This is a genomic window from Terribacillus halophilus (genome assembly GCF_900101385.1).
GTDB classification, from domain to species: domain Bacteria; phylum Bacillota; class Bacilli; order Bacillales; family Amphibacillaceae; genus Terribacillus; species Terribacillus halophilus.
Map to the genome: position 1 here is coordinate 283,763 of NZ_FMZB01000002.1, position 14,108 is coordinate 297,870.

A 14,108-nucleotide genomic window follows, 5' to 3' on the forward strand; every position below is an offset into this window, starting at 1 on the left:
ATCCTCTGCTGTGTATCTATCAGTCGAGGTCTTCCCCATTGCTTTCAATCACTTTTTTGTACCAGTAGAAGGAATCCTTGCGGGTACGCGCGAGTGTGCCGTTGCCATCGTCATCTTGGTCGACGTAAATGAAGCCATAGCGCTTCGACATTTGGGACGTGCCGGCACTGATAATATCGATAGGGCCCCAGCTAGTGTAGCCAAACAGCTCCACGCCTTCTTCGACTGCTTCCTTCATTTGACGGAAATGCTCACGGAAGTAATTGACGCGGTAATCATCATGAATGCTGCCATCGCTTTCCACTTCGTCCTTGGCACCCATTCCGTTTTCCACGATGATAAGCGGTATTCTGTAGCGATCATACAGCTCCAGCAAACTGATCTTCAATCCAATCGGGTCTATCTGCCAACCCCAGTCAGTAGCTGGTAGATAAGGGTTTTTGACTCCCTTAACTGTGTTACCGGCTGTTTTTTCCAAGCCATCTTCCATAGACTCTGTCAGGGACATGTAGTAGCTGAAGGATAGATAGTCGACTGTGTTTTCCTTCAGGATCTCCAAGTCACCCTCTTCCATTTTGATATGGATGCCTTTGCGCTCGAGCTTTTTCTGTGTCAGGCGCGGGTACTCCCCGAATACCTGAACATCAGCATAAAAGTAGTTTTGCAGATTCTTCTTCAACGTGATTTCCACATCTTCCGGCTTACAAGTATTCGGATATGTTGTAAGCTTTGTCAGCATACAGCCGACCTGGCTGCCTGGGATGATTTCGTGGCAGTCTTTTGTGACAAGGGCTGAAGCGACAAACTGATGATGCAGCGCTTGATATACCTGTTCTTCTTCTTTGCCTTTTGGGCACTTGTCTGGAATGATGCCTGCTGTTGTAAACGGATGGCGGTTAATACTGTCAATTTCGTTGAATGTGAGCCAGTATTTGACGTAGTCCTTATAGCGATGGAAACACACATTGGAAAAGCGGACAAAATCATCAATTACTTTGCGCTCGACCCAGCCGTTGTATTTTACGCTGAGTGCCAATGGCATTTCATAGTGGGACAGCGTCACAATCGGCTCAATGTTGTGCTTTTTCATTTCCTTGAACAGATCATCATAGAACTGGAGACCTTTTTCGTTTGGCTCTTGTTCTTCTCCTGTTGGGAATATGCGGCTCCAGGCAATGGAGACACGCAATGCTTTAAAGCCCATTTCAGCGAATAATGCCAGATCTTCCTTGTAATGATGGTAGAAATCGATACCACGGCGTTTTGGATAATATTTATCGGTCGGATCGTCCATCGCTTTTTGGACGACCTCGGAGGAAATTGCTACATGGCCTTCGTAATCATCAAGACTCAGATCGGAACGGTAGCTCGCTACATCGGCAACACTCATACCTCTGCCGTCTACATTCCAAGCACCCTCTGCCTGATTGGCGGCAATGGCGCCGCCCCATAAGAAATTCTTTGAAAATGTCATCTGATTCAGCCTCCTAGTTGGGTAATGACCATCAGCTTGTCCTGATGGGTAACGTTTTCTTGTTTGTTGATTTGAACATCATATTTGTCGGTATTCGTAATGATTGCGAGTGTGACTGGATCAAAGCCGGCTGCTTTGATTTTCTCGAGATCGAATGTGAGCAGCACATCGCCTGCTTTCACTTGATCGCCAACCTGGACCCGTGGCGTAAAATGCTCCCCGCCAAGCTGTACCGTATTGAGTCCGACGTGGAACAATATTTCCGCTCCTGTTGCTGTCTTCATGCCGAGCGCATGGTTTGTTTCAAAAATCATCGAGATTTCGCCGTCTACTGGTGCGTATAGCTCTCCTTTGGAAGGGATCACTGCGATACCATCACCCATTGCTTTGGATGAGAATACTTCATCATCCACTTTTGACAGCGGTATCATTTTACCTGCTACTGGGCTGGTGAATGTTTCACCTTTCCCGATTTTCTCCGCGAACTTTTCTTCTTCTGGCTGCACTTGTTCTTTGTCTTTGCCCAGTATGAAGGCAGCAACGAAGGCGACGACGAACGATAAGACGAACCCGATCGCTGCGTATACGATGTTTCGCGGCAAGTCCTCCGACAGGAACATACTCATGCTGGCTAGTCCTGGACCTACGAGGACATATGCCTGCAACCCAATGATTCCGACAAATGTACCGCCTACGAATGCTCCTATCATAACACTCGCGAGTACTTTTTTGTTTTGCAATGTAACACCGTAAAGTGCAGGCTCTGTGATTCCGAAGAATGCTGAGATACCAGCAGATACAGCTGTTGTACGAAGTCGTTTATCCTTCGTGCGCAATGCGATGGCAAAGCAGGCGCCGCTTTCGGCAATATTATGTGCTAGGGATGCCGGCATATAAAGTGCTTCGCGGCCAAGACTTCCCATAGTTGTAACAGCGTATGGGATCATTGCTTTGTGCATGCCAGTTGCAACCATGAAAGGAAGAACACATGCGAGCAATGCTACTGCCAGCCAGCCAGCATACTCAAATACCCAAAGAATTACACCGGCGAAGCCTTGACCAAATGTGTAACCTGCTGGACCGAGGAGGAGTAAGGCAATCGGAACAGTGATAAGCAGAGACATCATTGGTACGAAGAAAATCCGAATCGGTTTCGGCGAAATGCGTGTAAACAGCTTTTCCATCTGTGCATATAACAGGACCGTCAAGATAGCTGGGAAGACTTGATACGCATACGCTATATTCTTCAGATCAAATGTAAACAGCTGCGCTCCTTCAGCAAGCATCGTAGCCATATTCGGTAAGAGTAAAGCTCCGACAGCTGATAAAGCAACGAGTGCGTTTACTTTCAGCTTATTAGCTGCTGTGACTGCAACTAGCAATGGCAGGAAGTATAATGGTGCATCGCCGACCATGTTCAAGATCTGGTACGTCTGACTATCGGAATCCATGACTCCGAACAAAGCAAGCAAGAGTAGAAGTGACTTCAAGATACCGCCGCCGGCTATTGCTGGTACAAGCGGCTGGAACACACCGACGATGAAATCAAGAATGGCAGCGCCAATCTTTTTTTTCTCTTTCGGCTGTTCAGCAGCTTCTTCCCCGCCAACATCCCCAACAAGCTTCTGCAGCTCATTGTAAACTTCAATCACATCATTCCCGATTACAACCTGACACTGTGCTGTCATTCGGACAGCGATGATACCTGGTGTACTCTCCAGCGCCTTTATATCCACCTTCTTGTTATCGGCGAGCGAGAAACGAAGACGCGTCGAGCAATGACCAAGGTGGGCGATATTCTCCTTGCCCCCAATATGCTGCAGAACATCTCTTGCGACCTGTTTGTAATCCATTCCTAACCCTCTCTTCCTCGATGCGACGGGTAGAAAGAAAACAAAAAAGGACCTAATACGGCAAATGAAATATCTTGCCGAATTAGATCCTGCCTGCATTACCAGTCACATGTCTAATGGTTTATATTTAACTGACTTCAGTATAGGCGATAAAAATGTAAGCGTCAACATTTTTTATTCGATTAATATGAAAAGGCTTAAAGTTTTCTACGGAGAATTAAAACAGCCCAGCTTATTCGCCTTTTGACATTTGATTTGGATTAAGGGAAGTTGTCAAAAGTGATAATCTACGTTTGATCATAAAAAAACAGACCCATATTATAGGTCTGGTTAAATTTCGCGCTCCTCCATTAGTGAAGGATGTAAAGTCTTTGCAACTTACGACCTTGAGCGCAGATCATCAAGCGATTTCACAACTGTATGAGGTATCGGCTTCCATTCAATTTTCTTGAATAGCGCTACGATGGATATTGGCAAATACGTAAATAGGAAAAGCGGAAAAGTGAATAGATAAACTATCTTTTTCCAGCCTGGGCAGCGGATTTTTTTCCACTCCATGATTGTTGTGACTAGGCCGATTCCGAATAGGAGGCAATAAACCCACAAAATGCCGGTCAATCCCCCTATCAGATACGTCTGGATCAGTCCTTTTCCTTCGAATGGAACGAGTAAAAATATCAATGCGTTTCCGATGAGGCTGAGCATGGATACAATCACTATCGGCAAGATCGTCATCATCATGTCAAAGCAGGAGAAGCGATATCCTTTACCGCGGATCATACCAAGGAACAGCTCTTTCCCATAATTCATGAACACCTGATAAAATCCCTTTGCCCAGCGTAATCGCTGCTTCCAGGACTGACTGAATGTAGTCGGCTGCTCATCATAGAATACGGCATGCCCGCAGTATCCTATCTTTACACCCTTGATGATCTGGGAGACGGTAAATTCGATGTCTTCGGTAAGAAGATGATGCACCCAGCCGCCATTTTCTTTAATGATATCCGAATGAACCAAGAACCCCGTTCCTGAAATGACGCAACTCGTGTCGAGATACATTCTTGGCCGGTTAAGAAATTCCGCTTCATACAAGAACCAGAGTGCATATCCAGAAGTGATCCAATTCTGGTCATAGTTTTTGGAATTCCGATAACTTGTAATGATCTTATAGCCTTGATCAAAGGTTTTGTTCATTTCCACTATATAGTTTTCGTCCAGAAGATTATCTGCATCAAATACAAAGTATCCATCATAGCGTTTGGAAGCATAATCCGTCTCAATGACGTTCAGTAAATGGTTCAGTGCGTACCCCTTCCCGACCTGCTTCTGGTTAAAGCGCTCTGCGACGATCGCTCCTGCTTCCCTGGCAAACTGGGCTGTGCGATCCGTGCAGTTGTCAGCTATCACATAGATATCAAACAATTCCTTCGGATAATTCTGGTTTTTAATACTTTTGATCAGCTGCCCAATGACAAGTTCCTCATTCCGAGCCGGAATTAAAAAAGCATATTTACGAAGCGGAACTTCCTTCCCTTCTTGGTGTTTTTCCCTTCTTGCTCTGAACGCAATAAGGATGTACACCACTTTATAGACAAAAATCAGCGAAAATAATATTCCTATGTAAAGAACAAATTGACTTAAAATATCTAACACGTCTCTGACCATCATACACCCCACATCTCAGAATCTAGCCCGGTAGTATAGTTTTTTATTTTTCTGCTTTGCAAAAACAATTTGTTTCTTAAATATTTAATTAAGAATCTGTAAAAAACATATGAGCCCCAGACTCATCCCTTACCTTGTGACTGCTTCCGATGCTGCGAGTGAAGTCCTCCATCCTGCTCAGTAGATACACCAACTTCGGATACCTAATGAACTGCCTTTCTTATTAATCATTTTGAAATAAGCTGATAGCAAGTACGATAACCATCTTATAAAATTCTTTTCTCTGTACCTACATACAGAATGTAACAAACTTGGCTTGTGTTCTTAAAGGCTATTTCTATTAAGATTTTATTAAATGTTCAATAAAAAACGCAGCATGCCTCAATAAGCAGCCTAATGATGGCTGCTGTACAAAGTTCGGTGTTCTAAAGCACTTTTCCAATGACTAGGCAGGGCAGCTTATGGTAAAAAACAACGTGCATATGATCTTCCTTGAAAACGTGAAAAACCCGAGGGATACTTGGTATTTTTTTAATTCTTCTTCAGTTTATACTCAAAGGAAAAACAAAATAAGGCGTACTTGGATTTATAAAGCAGGCGCCTATCAATCTTATTTAGAAAAAGTCCCCTGTAACGATACTGTGACAACCGTCGTTCTGCTATAAAATAACTTTCCGAATACATATCTTCCAGTTAGGACCTGATTGCACGTGATACGCTTGTGCAAATGAGCCTTGATTCAAGGCAACACCGATTTTATCTAGGGAATTCACGTAAAGCAGCGGTTCGCCCAAATGGCTGTCTGCAAATGAACGGCCGAAGGTCATAATGTTTTTATATACCTGTCTTGTGCCATTTTCAATTTTCACTTCAAATGATTGCCCATATTCTGCATGTAATTGCTTAAACAGCTCACGATCAATATTCGTCCATGGATTGCCAAATCGAATATCAAGAATATCGATATTACCCGTAATAACTTCTTCGGAGATGACCGCCTCCGTTACCGGCAGTTCGATAATTTCCTTTACAGCAATCACTGGTCCCACTTCTTCGAACGATATCACGCCTGCAGCCAGCCGTGCGCCTGTGAAGGCGTAAATGTCACGGCCATGGAATGTGTACGATTCTCCTGATTTTGGCAGACGATTTCTTTCTTCATCGATCAATCTAGCCTCTTTAATGCCAATATGTTTCTTTATTTGTGTCAGTGTTCCATTATCGGGTGTTACGATGTAATGATTGGATTGAGTTTTTACGACGATACTCTTCCGTTCAGTTCCCACACCGGGATCAACGACAGAGACGAATACCGAATTCTCCGGCCAATACGCTATCACTTGATAAAGACGATAGGCGCCTTCCCAAATATTGTACGGCGGAATATCATGTGTAAGGTCAAAAATCCTTATTGAGGGATCTACTGATAATGACACCCCATACATTGCGTTGACAGCCCCATCACCCAATCCGAAATCTGTTTGTAAAACTAGAAATTCACCCATGTTTACTCCCCCATTCTCATTCATCACAATTTTATTTACCGAATAATCAATTGGTTACGGTTGAATAAAACAAAAAAACCACGTCCTTATCCAATTGGATAAGGACGTGGTTCTGCACACGTGGTACCACCTTACTTTACTGCATGCTTACGCATGACAGCCTCATCAAGCACAAAGGAATAGTCCCCTTTTATACTGTGGTGTGGATAACGAGTACCAACCCTCGCCGGAACCTACTGGCACAAAAATAGTGTTTTCAGCACGGAACTCCGAGACCATTGTTCAGATCCGCATAATCGCTTCTTTTCAGCTGCCGAAGCTCTCTGTGTAGAATGCCTGAATCTTACTTTTTCTCTTCATCATCTTTTAAATATTCTTTCAATTACTAATTTATTGATTATTATAATTTGATGGGAATTAGTATGCAAGTCTTTTCTTTAAGATGTTAAACTGTTTCCATGCCTGAACCGCAAATTGACTTATTTGTTCCTTTCTTCCGTTAAGCAAACGGAAGAATTTCCCGAACCCCAGCACAAAAATACTAAACTCACATAAACATTGAAAAAATCCACTTCGCTAACAACCGACAAAAACTGGTAGAATTGTTTTCATACTAACTTTTTAAAGGGGCTTTGCTTGATGGAACGGAACATCTCGAATCACCTTACTATTGCAGCTGTAATGAATGAATGGGCTGTCAGTATTCGATTTGATCATAAAGAATCTGCCGAAAGTATCCATAAAGAGCTTAAGAACCATATTAATGCGTTTGATGTCGAAACACTTATCACATATTATCTGCTTGAAAGCCATCATTATTTGACAAGGAGAGACACCGAGCATAGCATGCTCTCGCTTGAGAATGCCAAGGAATACGCTATTCACTTCAATGATACCCATCGATACTTCCTGCACCTGGCAGAAGGTATTTTTTTCTACGATAAAAGAGATTATCAAAGTGCACTTCTTTACTTTGAGAAAGCCGAAAATTACATAGAGCAGCTGGAAGATCCAGTATGGATAGGTGAGTTCCACCTTCGGAAAGCTATGACTTTCTATTTTCTTGATGTTACCAATCTATCGGTTCTTCACGCTGCAAGAGCCGCTAAAGAGTTCAGTTCTTCTGATAGTCTGGAATTTTTGCTGGCTCGCACAGAGATGCTGCAGGGTGCAAACCATATGGATCAACTTAACTACGAACCAGCTGAAGCATTTCTGCTGAAGGCTTTAGCAACTTTTAAAAAAATCGGTAATCAAAACTACCTATCTTCTGCGAACCTTAATCTCGGTGTGCTGTATACAGAGCGTGATCTGCCTGCTGCAGCCATTCCCTACCTCAACGCCGCCTTACAAGGAAAACAAGACCGTATCAAATTGAAAATCCTATACTTATTAGCTGATTGTTATTGGAAAACCAATCAACCTTCCAAAGCGATGGAAATCTATAAAGAAGGATTTCGAATCAGCATTGAAGAAGATAATATGATAAAGAAATGGGAATTCGCAATGCTCCATAAAAAGCATGAAGACAGATTGAATTTTGAAAGCGTCTGGCAGGAGGGAATAGATTATTTCCATCATGTGGAGGACTTTTACAATGTCAGGGTATTCTCAAAAGAGTTAGCACACTATTACACGGAAAAGAAGGAATACGAACTTGCATTAAAGTATTATCTGCTGACTCTTAAGTAAAAGAGGAGAAGAAAGTATTTTTCATCGTAGGATATGCAAATCATCATGATACTGCGGAAATGCAAACGGAACTTGGAAGCATCAATTTTTCTTGAATCTATTGAATAAATCATCCCTAACAGATGGGAATAAGCCTTTGAGTAAACGTTCCACTTACTATAACTCATCTTCCTGTGCAGGTATGTTACTGCAGCCAAGGTTAACATTAAAAAACGGAAATTAACTCGTTTCTTCAGCTATTTAATAAGAAAATTGTATACACCCCAGAGAGGATGTGGACGCAGATTGATCAATTTTGGCGTTGTTGGAACAAATTGGATAACCGAGAGGTTCATTGCAGCTGGCAGACAGCATGGTGATTTCAATGTCACAGCTGTTTACTCCCGTTCGGAAGAAAAAGGACAAGCATTTTCCAAGAAGCATCAGCTTCCTTTATCGTTTACTGATATCTGGGAGATGGCAAGGCATGAAGAAATTGATGCCGTCTATATCGCGACACCAAATGCTTTGCATGCAAAGCAGGCAATCTTGTTTATGGAAAACAGAAAACATGTACTTTGCGAAAAGCCATTTGCCTCCAACAGTACGGAAGTATCATCCATGATCAAGAAAGCAGAAGAAGAAGGCGTCGTTCTCATGGAAGCCATGAAGTCAACATGTATGCCGAACTTTCTGGCAGTCAGGGAACATCTGCATAAAATCGGCCCTGTACGATCTTACTTTTCTTCAAGCTGCCGATACGCTGCATTTTACGATGATCTGAAGAAGGGATCACTGCCAAATCTATTCAATCCAGCATTATCCGGCGGCGCTTTAATGGATCTTGGCGTGTACACGATTGCCCCCTTGGTTGCGCTGTTCGGCAGACCAACCTCCATTCAGGCGATCGGAACCGTCCTTGAGTCGGGTGTCGACGGTCATGGGCATATGCAGCTTGAATATGAAGAAGTCAAAGCAAGTGTCATGTTTTCGTGTATCACGAATTCCTATCTGCCCACCGAGATCATCGGCGAAAAAGGTACGATAGTCGTTCATCATATAAGCAGCCCCAAGGGTACGGAAATACATTGGCCTGACGGAACGAAAGAAGATATCAGCAATCCGCAGGAATACGATCCGATGTACTACGAAATAGCTGAATTCATTCAGCTCATCCAAACGAACAAACAGCAGTCTTCGATCAATACATGGGAGAATTCCATCATAACAATGGAGATACTTGACCAGGCAAGGCAACAAATGAATGTCAATATAAACTAAAATAAAAGGACACTTCTTAAACGCGAAGTGTCCTTTTTATCATTATTGGTTCCCTTTTTTAACCCATTCTGCAACAGAAACTGTACGTTTTGCCTGATGTTTCACCGCAGCTTCCACGTCTTCGATCATCTTGCCGTCTTGGCCGACAGTCACGCTTGTGCCGTAAGGGTTTCCTCCAGCTGCGAATAGAACCGGATCTGTATAGCCTGGTGTCGCGATGATGGCGCCCCAATGCATCATGGATGTGTAAAGGGAAAGCAATGTTGCTTCCTGTCCACCATGGGGGTTTTGTGCGGATGTCATGGCGCTGACTACTTTATTCACTGTTTTGCCATTTGCCCATAGACCGCCTTGGATATCAAGGAATTGTTTCATTTGGGATGGCATGTTACCGAAGCGTGTCGGTACGCTGAAGATGATAGCATCTGCCCATTCCAAGTCATCAGAAGCTGCCACTGGTACGTCTTTTGTTGCTTCTACTTGCGCTTTCCACGTTGGGTTTGCATCAATGACGGATTGTGGCGCAAGCTCTTGTACTTGCAGTACTCTTACTTCTGCACCTGCTTCTTTTGCTGCTTCTGCTGCCCATTTTGCCATTTGATAGTTCGTGCCACCCATGCTGTAATAAACTATTGCCAATTTAACGTTTTCCATCGTTTCATTCTCCTTTGTTTTTCCGAATAATTTATCCAAAAATCCCATGTATATTTACACTCCTCTTATATAGTTTGCTTCTATTCGTTAATTTATAAGAACCACCCCCATTGATTGCTTCAATAGTTCAACATGTAATTCTTATGTTAATCATCTCTATTTCGAGATATCAGGGTGAACTTCCTTCATCAGAAGATATGCGCGGTTAATCCAGTTCCCTCACTTCAAACGGCAGCACATGGTTCTCAATTTTTTCTCTATGCTGTTCATATTGCAGCGGCAGCATCAAGTTCTCACCCATTGTGTCCCCCGATTCATCAATCGCGAATCCTGGTGGGTCCGTTGCAATCTCAAAAAGAATCTGGCCGTGCTCCCGGAAATAGATAGCATTGAAATAGTTACGGTCCTGGACGGGTGTCACGCCATAACCCAAGCTCGATACATATTCACTCCAATCAAGCTGGTCTTGATCATCACTTGCGCGCCATGCGATGTGGTGGACAGTTCCGACACCCATTTGGCTCCTGCCGCTCGTTGTCTGTTTGATATCAATTATGTTGCCGATGTCACCAGCTGCCTGATAACGGATATAGCTGCCTTCTTCGCCGACTTTTTCAAGACCCATTTGTTCGAGCAGCTCCCCTGTTTCACTAGGTCTTCTGGAATAAAGGATGGCGCCCCCGAATCCTTTGATCGCAACATCCGGCGTCACACCGCCAAATGTCCATGTGTTTGCATCGCCTGCTTCTCTTTCCACGATTTCCAAATGTAACCCGTGTACATCATCAAACTGCAAATACACCTCACCAAAGCGTTCCTTTTTCCTATAAACTATCCCGAATTTTGTCAGTCTGTTCTCCCAGAAAGTCAGTGCACCTTTTGGTACGACATAGGAAGTAACTCCGACTTGTCCATCGCCGATTTTACCTTGATAGGCGTTCGGCCACGGGAAGAAAGTGATGATCGTTCCTGGTTTACCTTTTTCATCGCCAAAGTAAAGATGATATGTTCCCGGATCATCGAAATTCACTGTCTTTTTCACGAGGCGGAGTCCAAGGACTCCAGCATAGAAATCGGTGTTTTCCTGCGGGTGGCCAACAATTGCGGTGATATGATGAATGCCTTGCGTTTGTTTTGTCATTTATAATCCCTCCCTAATCCTTTATTGATAACTGACAAATTCACTGACGGGCCTGCGATATCCTCTTGGTTTTCTACTTGCTGTTTTCTCTTTGCCGACAGTGATCATGAGTACAGCTTCATATTGTTCAGGGACATGCAATATTTCTTTTACTTTGCTGGCATCAAAGCCGATCATCGGACAAGTGTCCCAACCTTTTTCTTTGGCCGCCAGCATGAATAGCATGGCAGACAGGGAAGCATTTCGAATTGCTTCGTCCCGGTGAAATTCCTCTCCCCGCTTTTCATAGAAGGAGACTGTATCGTTCACCATCAGATCATATTCCTGTTTATTGATGACACCTAACAGGTTCAAGCCTTTATATATGTCGGCAGCTTGATGGAAGGCTTGTTTATCTCCTAGTACAAGAATGACTGCCGAGGCACTTTCGACCTTGTACTGTCCATTTGCGGCGTCTTTTATTTTTTGTTTCTTATCTTGGTCCAATACAACGACGTAATTCGTATGCTGCAGATTGAATGCTGATGGTCCCAGCTTTACTAAGTTGAAAATATCATCAAGTTCATTTTTCGAAATTGGGTGATCCGGAAGAAAGTTGCTTGCAGATCTCCTCTGGTTGATTAACTCGGTAAATTGCGCCATTTTTTCTCATCTCCTCAATTACCTCGAATTCGAGATATAACAGATAAAGCATTTGTTTCGAATTCGAGATATTAGGCTAAAAAAATATGATGTTGCTAGAAGATGTTTATCTCGAATTCGAGATAATTATATATCATTTAAAATCACTCTGTCAACAAGTTATTATCAATATTTTTTTGTATGCAAAAAGACCGGCACCATACGCCGGCCTTTCCCCCTTTTATATAGATTCCCTTCTCAACGCTACATCCGGACGATTCCAATTCTGCATCCAATTGCGAACAGCTGTCACCATGATGACGAGCCCTAGGATCAGCATAATGATCGACAGAACGCCGTTCAATACATTATAGCCTGCTGTATCTGCATTCAAGTAGACATTCGTTACCATCCAGTAACCAGCGTAGTTAACCGTTACGTATAAGTACGCAAGCGGGATCAAGCAAGTTAGCATATAACGGCGCTTATCCGCAATTTTCAAAATGATGGTTGCCCCGATGATCAAACCGATGGAAGCCATCAGCTGGTTGGATACGCCGAATAGTGCCCAGACAGAGCTGATATCCCCGGAAAACAGCAAGTATCCCCACAGGAAGCAAGCTAGCGCACTGGCGAATATATTACCTGGCAGCCAGTCGACGCGTTTGAGCGGCTTGTAGAACACGCTGCCGAAATCCTGAATCAGATAGCGGGCGACACGCGTACCGGAGTCGATTGCTGTCAGGATGAACAATGCCTCGAACATGATCACAAATTGGAAGAAGAACGATGCCAAATTGTCGAACCATGAGATTGACGTGAAGATAAACGTCATCCCGACCGCCAATGTAACGGCTCCTCCAGTCCTGCCTTCCAGATCAAGTCCGATGGATTCGCTCAAGCTTGCCAGGTTTACCGTACTCATATTGAGTGTCTGGAATACAGCTGGCGTGGAGTTGATCGCGAAATAGTCTCCCGGATGAAGAGCTGTCGCTGCGATCAAGGCCATGATACCGACCACACACTCTACTAGCATCGCACCGAAACCGACCGGCTTGATATCACTCCAGCGATTGATCATCTTCGGCGTCGTACCGGAACCAACAAATGCGTGGAAACCTGAAATCGCACCGCATGCAATCGTGATCGAAATGAACGGCCATACAGGACCATTCATCACTGGTCCTCCCCCGCCTATGAACTCTGTGAAAGCAGGCATTTGAATTCCGGGGTTCACCACGAATACCCCAAGGATCAAAGCCAGGAACACCCCGATTTTCAGGAAACTGCTCAAATAATCACGCGGTGCCAGCAATAGCCATACCGGCAGTGCTGCCGCAAAGAATGCGTAAATCGGTAAAAGAATGGATAATGTCTTTACATCTAATGTCAAAAAGTCCCCTAGTGGCGTATCGACGATAAGCGGTCCCACGAATACGCCTGCCATGATCAGCGCAAAACCAACTATGGTAGCAAGCTTCAGATTACCCGTTTTGCGGTGATACAATCCAACAGCCATGGCAATCGGAATCGTGATACCAACCGAGAATGTCCCCCACGGATTCTCTTCCAATGCATGCAAAACAACCAAGGATAAGCCTGCCATCGTAATCGTGATGATGAACAGCATCGCCAGTCCTGTACAAAATCCCGCCACAGGACCAAGTTCCCGTTTGGCAATTTCCGCAACGGATTCTCCCTTTTGCCGCATGGATGCGAACAAAACGACCATATCATGGACAGCTCCCCCGATAACTGCACCAATCAATAGCCACAGCAAACCAGGCAAGTAGCCGAACTGCGCAGCCAAAATCGGACCGACAAGCGGACCCGCTGCCGCAATTGCCGCAAAATGGTGCCCGAATGATACCCATTTGTTTGTCGGCACATAATCCTTGCCATCCTCCAGCTCATGCGCTGGTGTCTTTTTCGAATCATCCAGCTTGAGCACCTTTACCGCCATGAATGTTCCATAAAGGCGGTAGACAATCATCAAAATACAGATCGATCCGATCACCATTGTAATCGCATTCATTTTGTTCCCCCCCCCTCAAAGCAGAAGTTATCTACCACACCACTATACGGGATAAAGTTGTTATTGATAACGTTTACATTCAGAAGGCGGAAATATGGGGATGAGTTGCAGGATCGGCAGGATGAAATGCAAAAGAGGGCGACTAATTATCGTAGTATCAAAAAACACCAGCCAGCTAAACATTCCTATATGCTAGAAAAAATAGATT

General features: G+C 43.9%; 10 protein-coding genes and 1 other annotated feature. Of the genes, 2 read left to right on the forward strand and 8 right to left on the reverse strand.

The genetic code is table 11. The annotated features are described in order from the left end of the window. Positions 1–19 precede the first annotated feature (19 nt). The 4 genes from BLQ53_RS04650 to BLQ53_RS04670 form a co-directional block, all read right to left on the reverse strand. The gene (locus BLQ53_RS04650; RefSeq protein WP_093726114.1) at positions 20–1,474 is read right to left on the reverse strand and encodes a glycoside hydrolase family 1 protein; all 1,455 of its coding nucleotides are present in this window, start codon (positions 1,472–1,474) and stop codon (positions 20–22) included. A 5-nt stretch (positions 1,475–1,479) separates the two neighbouring features. Then, positions 1,480–3,327 (reverse strand): beta-glucoside-specific PTS transporter subunit IIABC, encoded by a 1,848-nt coding sequence (locus BLQ53_RS04655; protein ID WP_093726115.1) that lies wholly within the window; start codon positions 3,325–3,327, stop codon positions 1,480–1,482. 378 nt (positions 3,328–3,705) lie between these two features. Next, positions 3,706–4,980, reverse strand: a complete 1,275-nt coding sequence (locus BLQ53_RS04660) for a glycosyltransferase family 2 protein (protein WP_244499252.1) — start codon at positions 4,978–4,980, stop codon at positions 3,706–3,708. A gap of 671 nt (positions 4,981–5,651) precedes the next feature. After that, entirely contained in the window at positions 5,652–6,497 is an 846-nt protein-coding gene (locus tag BLQ53_RS04670; protein WP_093726118.1) for an SAM hydrolase/SAM-dependent halogenase family protein, read from the reverse strand. 97 nt (positions 6,498–6,594) lie between these two features. Continuing rightward, positions 6,595–6,866, reverse strand: a binding site (T-box leader). A 270-nt stretch (positions 6,867–7,136) separates the two neighbouring features. On the opposite strand from BLQ53_RS04670, the gene BLQ53_RS04675 reads away from it, so the two are divergent. Both BLQ53_RS04675 and BLQ53_RS04680 read left to right on the forward strand, forming a co-directional pair. Beyond that, positions 7,137–8,189, forward strand: a complete 1,053-nt coding sequence (locus tag BLQ53_RS04675; RefSeq protein WP_093726119.1) for a tetratricopeptide repeat protein — start codon at positions 7,137–7,139, stop codon at positions 8,187–8,189. A gap of 285 nt (positions 8,190–8,474) precedes the next feature. Continuing rightward, the gene (locus BLQ53_RS04680) at positions 8,475–9,449 is read left to right on the forward strand and encodes a Gfo/Idh/MocA family protein (RefSeq protein WP_093726120.1); all 975 of its coding nucleotides are present in this window, start codon (positions 8,475–8,477) and stop codon (positions 9,447–9,449) included. Positions 9,450–9,491: 42 nt separating this feature from the next. Here the strand turns inward: BLQ53_RS04680 and wrbA are convergent, their stop codons facing one another. From wrbA to cstA, 4 genes are all read right to left on the reverse strand, one after another. Beyond that, a complete protein-coding gene (gene wrbA, locus BLQ53_RS04685) occupies positions 9,492–10,103 on the reverse strand; it encodes an NAD(P)H:quinone oxidoreductase (protein ID WP_093726398.1) in 612 nt (203 codons plus the stop codon). 205 nt (positions 10,104–10,308) lie between these two features. Beyond that, positions 10,309–11,244 (reverse strand): ring-cleaving dioxygenase, encoded by a 936-nt coding sequence (locus tag BLQ53_RS04690; protein WP_093726121.1) that lies wholly within the window; start codon positions 11,242–11,244, stop codon positions 10,309–10,311. Between the two features lie 21 nt (positions 11,245–11,265). Then, entirely contained in the window at positions 11,266–11,886 is a 621-nt protein-coding gene (locus tag BLQ53_RS04695; RefSeq protein WP_093726122.1) for a nitroreductase family protein, read from the reverse strand. A 220-nt stretch (positions 11,887–12,106) separates the two neighbouring features. Then, on the reverse strand, positions 12,107–13,900 hold the full coding sequence (gene cstA / locus BLQ53_RS04700; protein WP_093726123.1) for a carbon starvation protein CstA: 1,794 nt from the start codon (positions 13,898–13,900) through the stop codon (positions 12,107–12,109). Positions 13,901–14,108 lie beyond the last annotated feature (208 nt).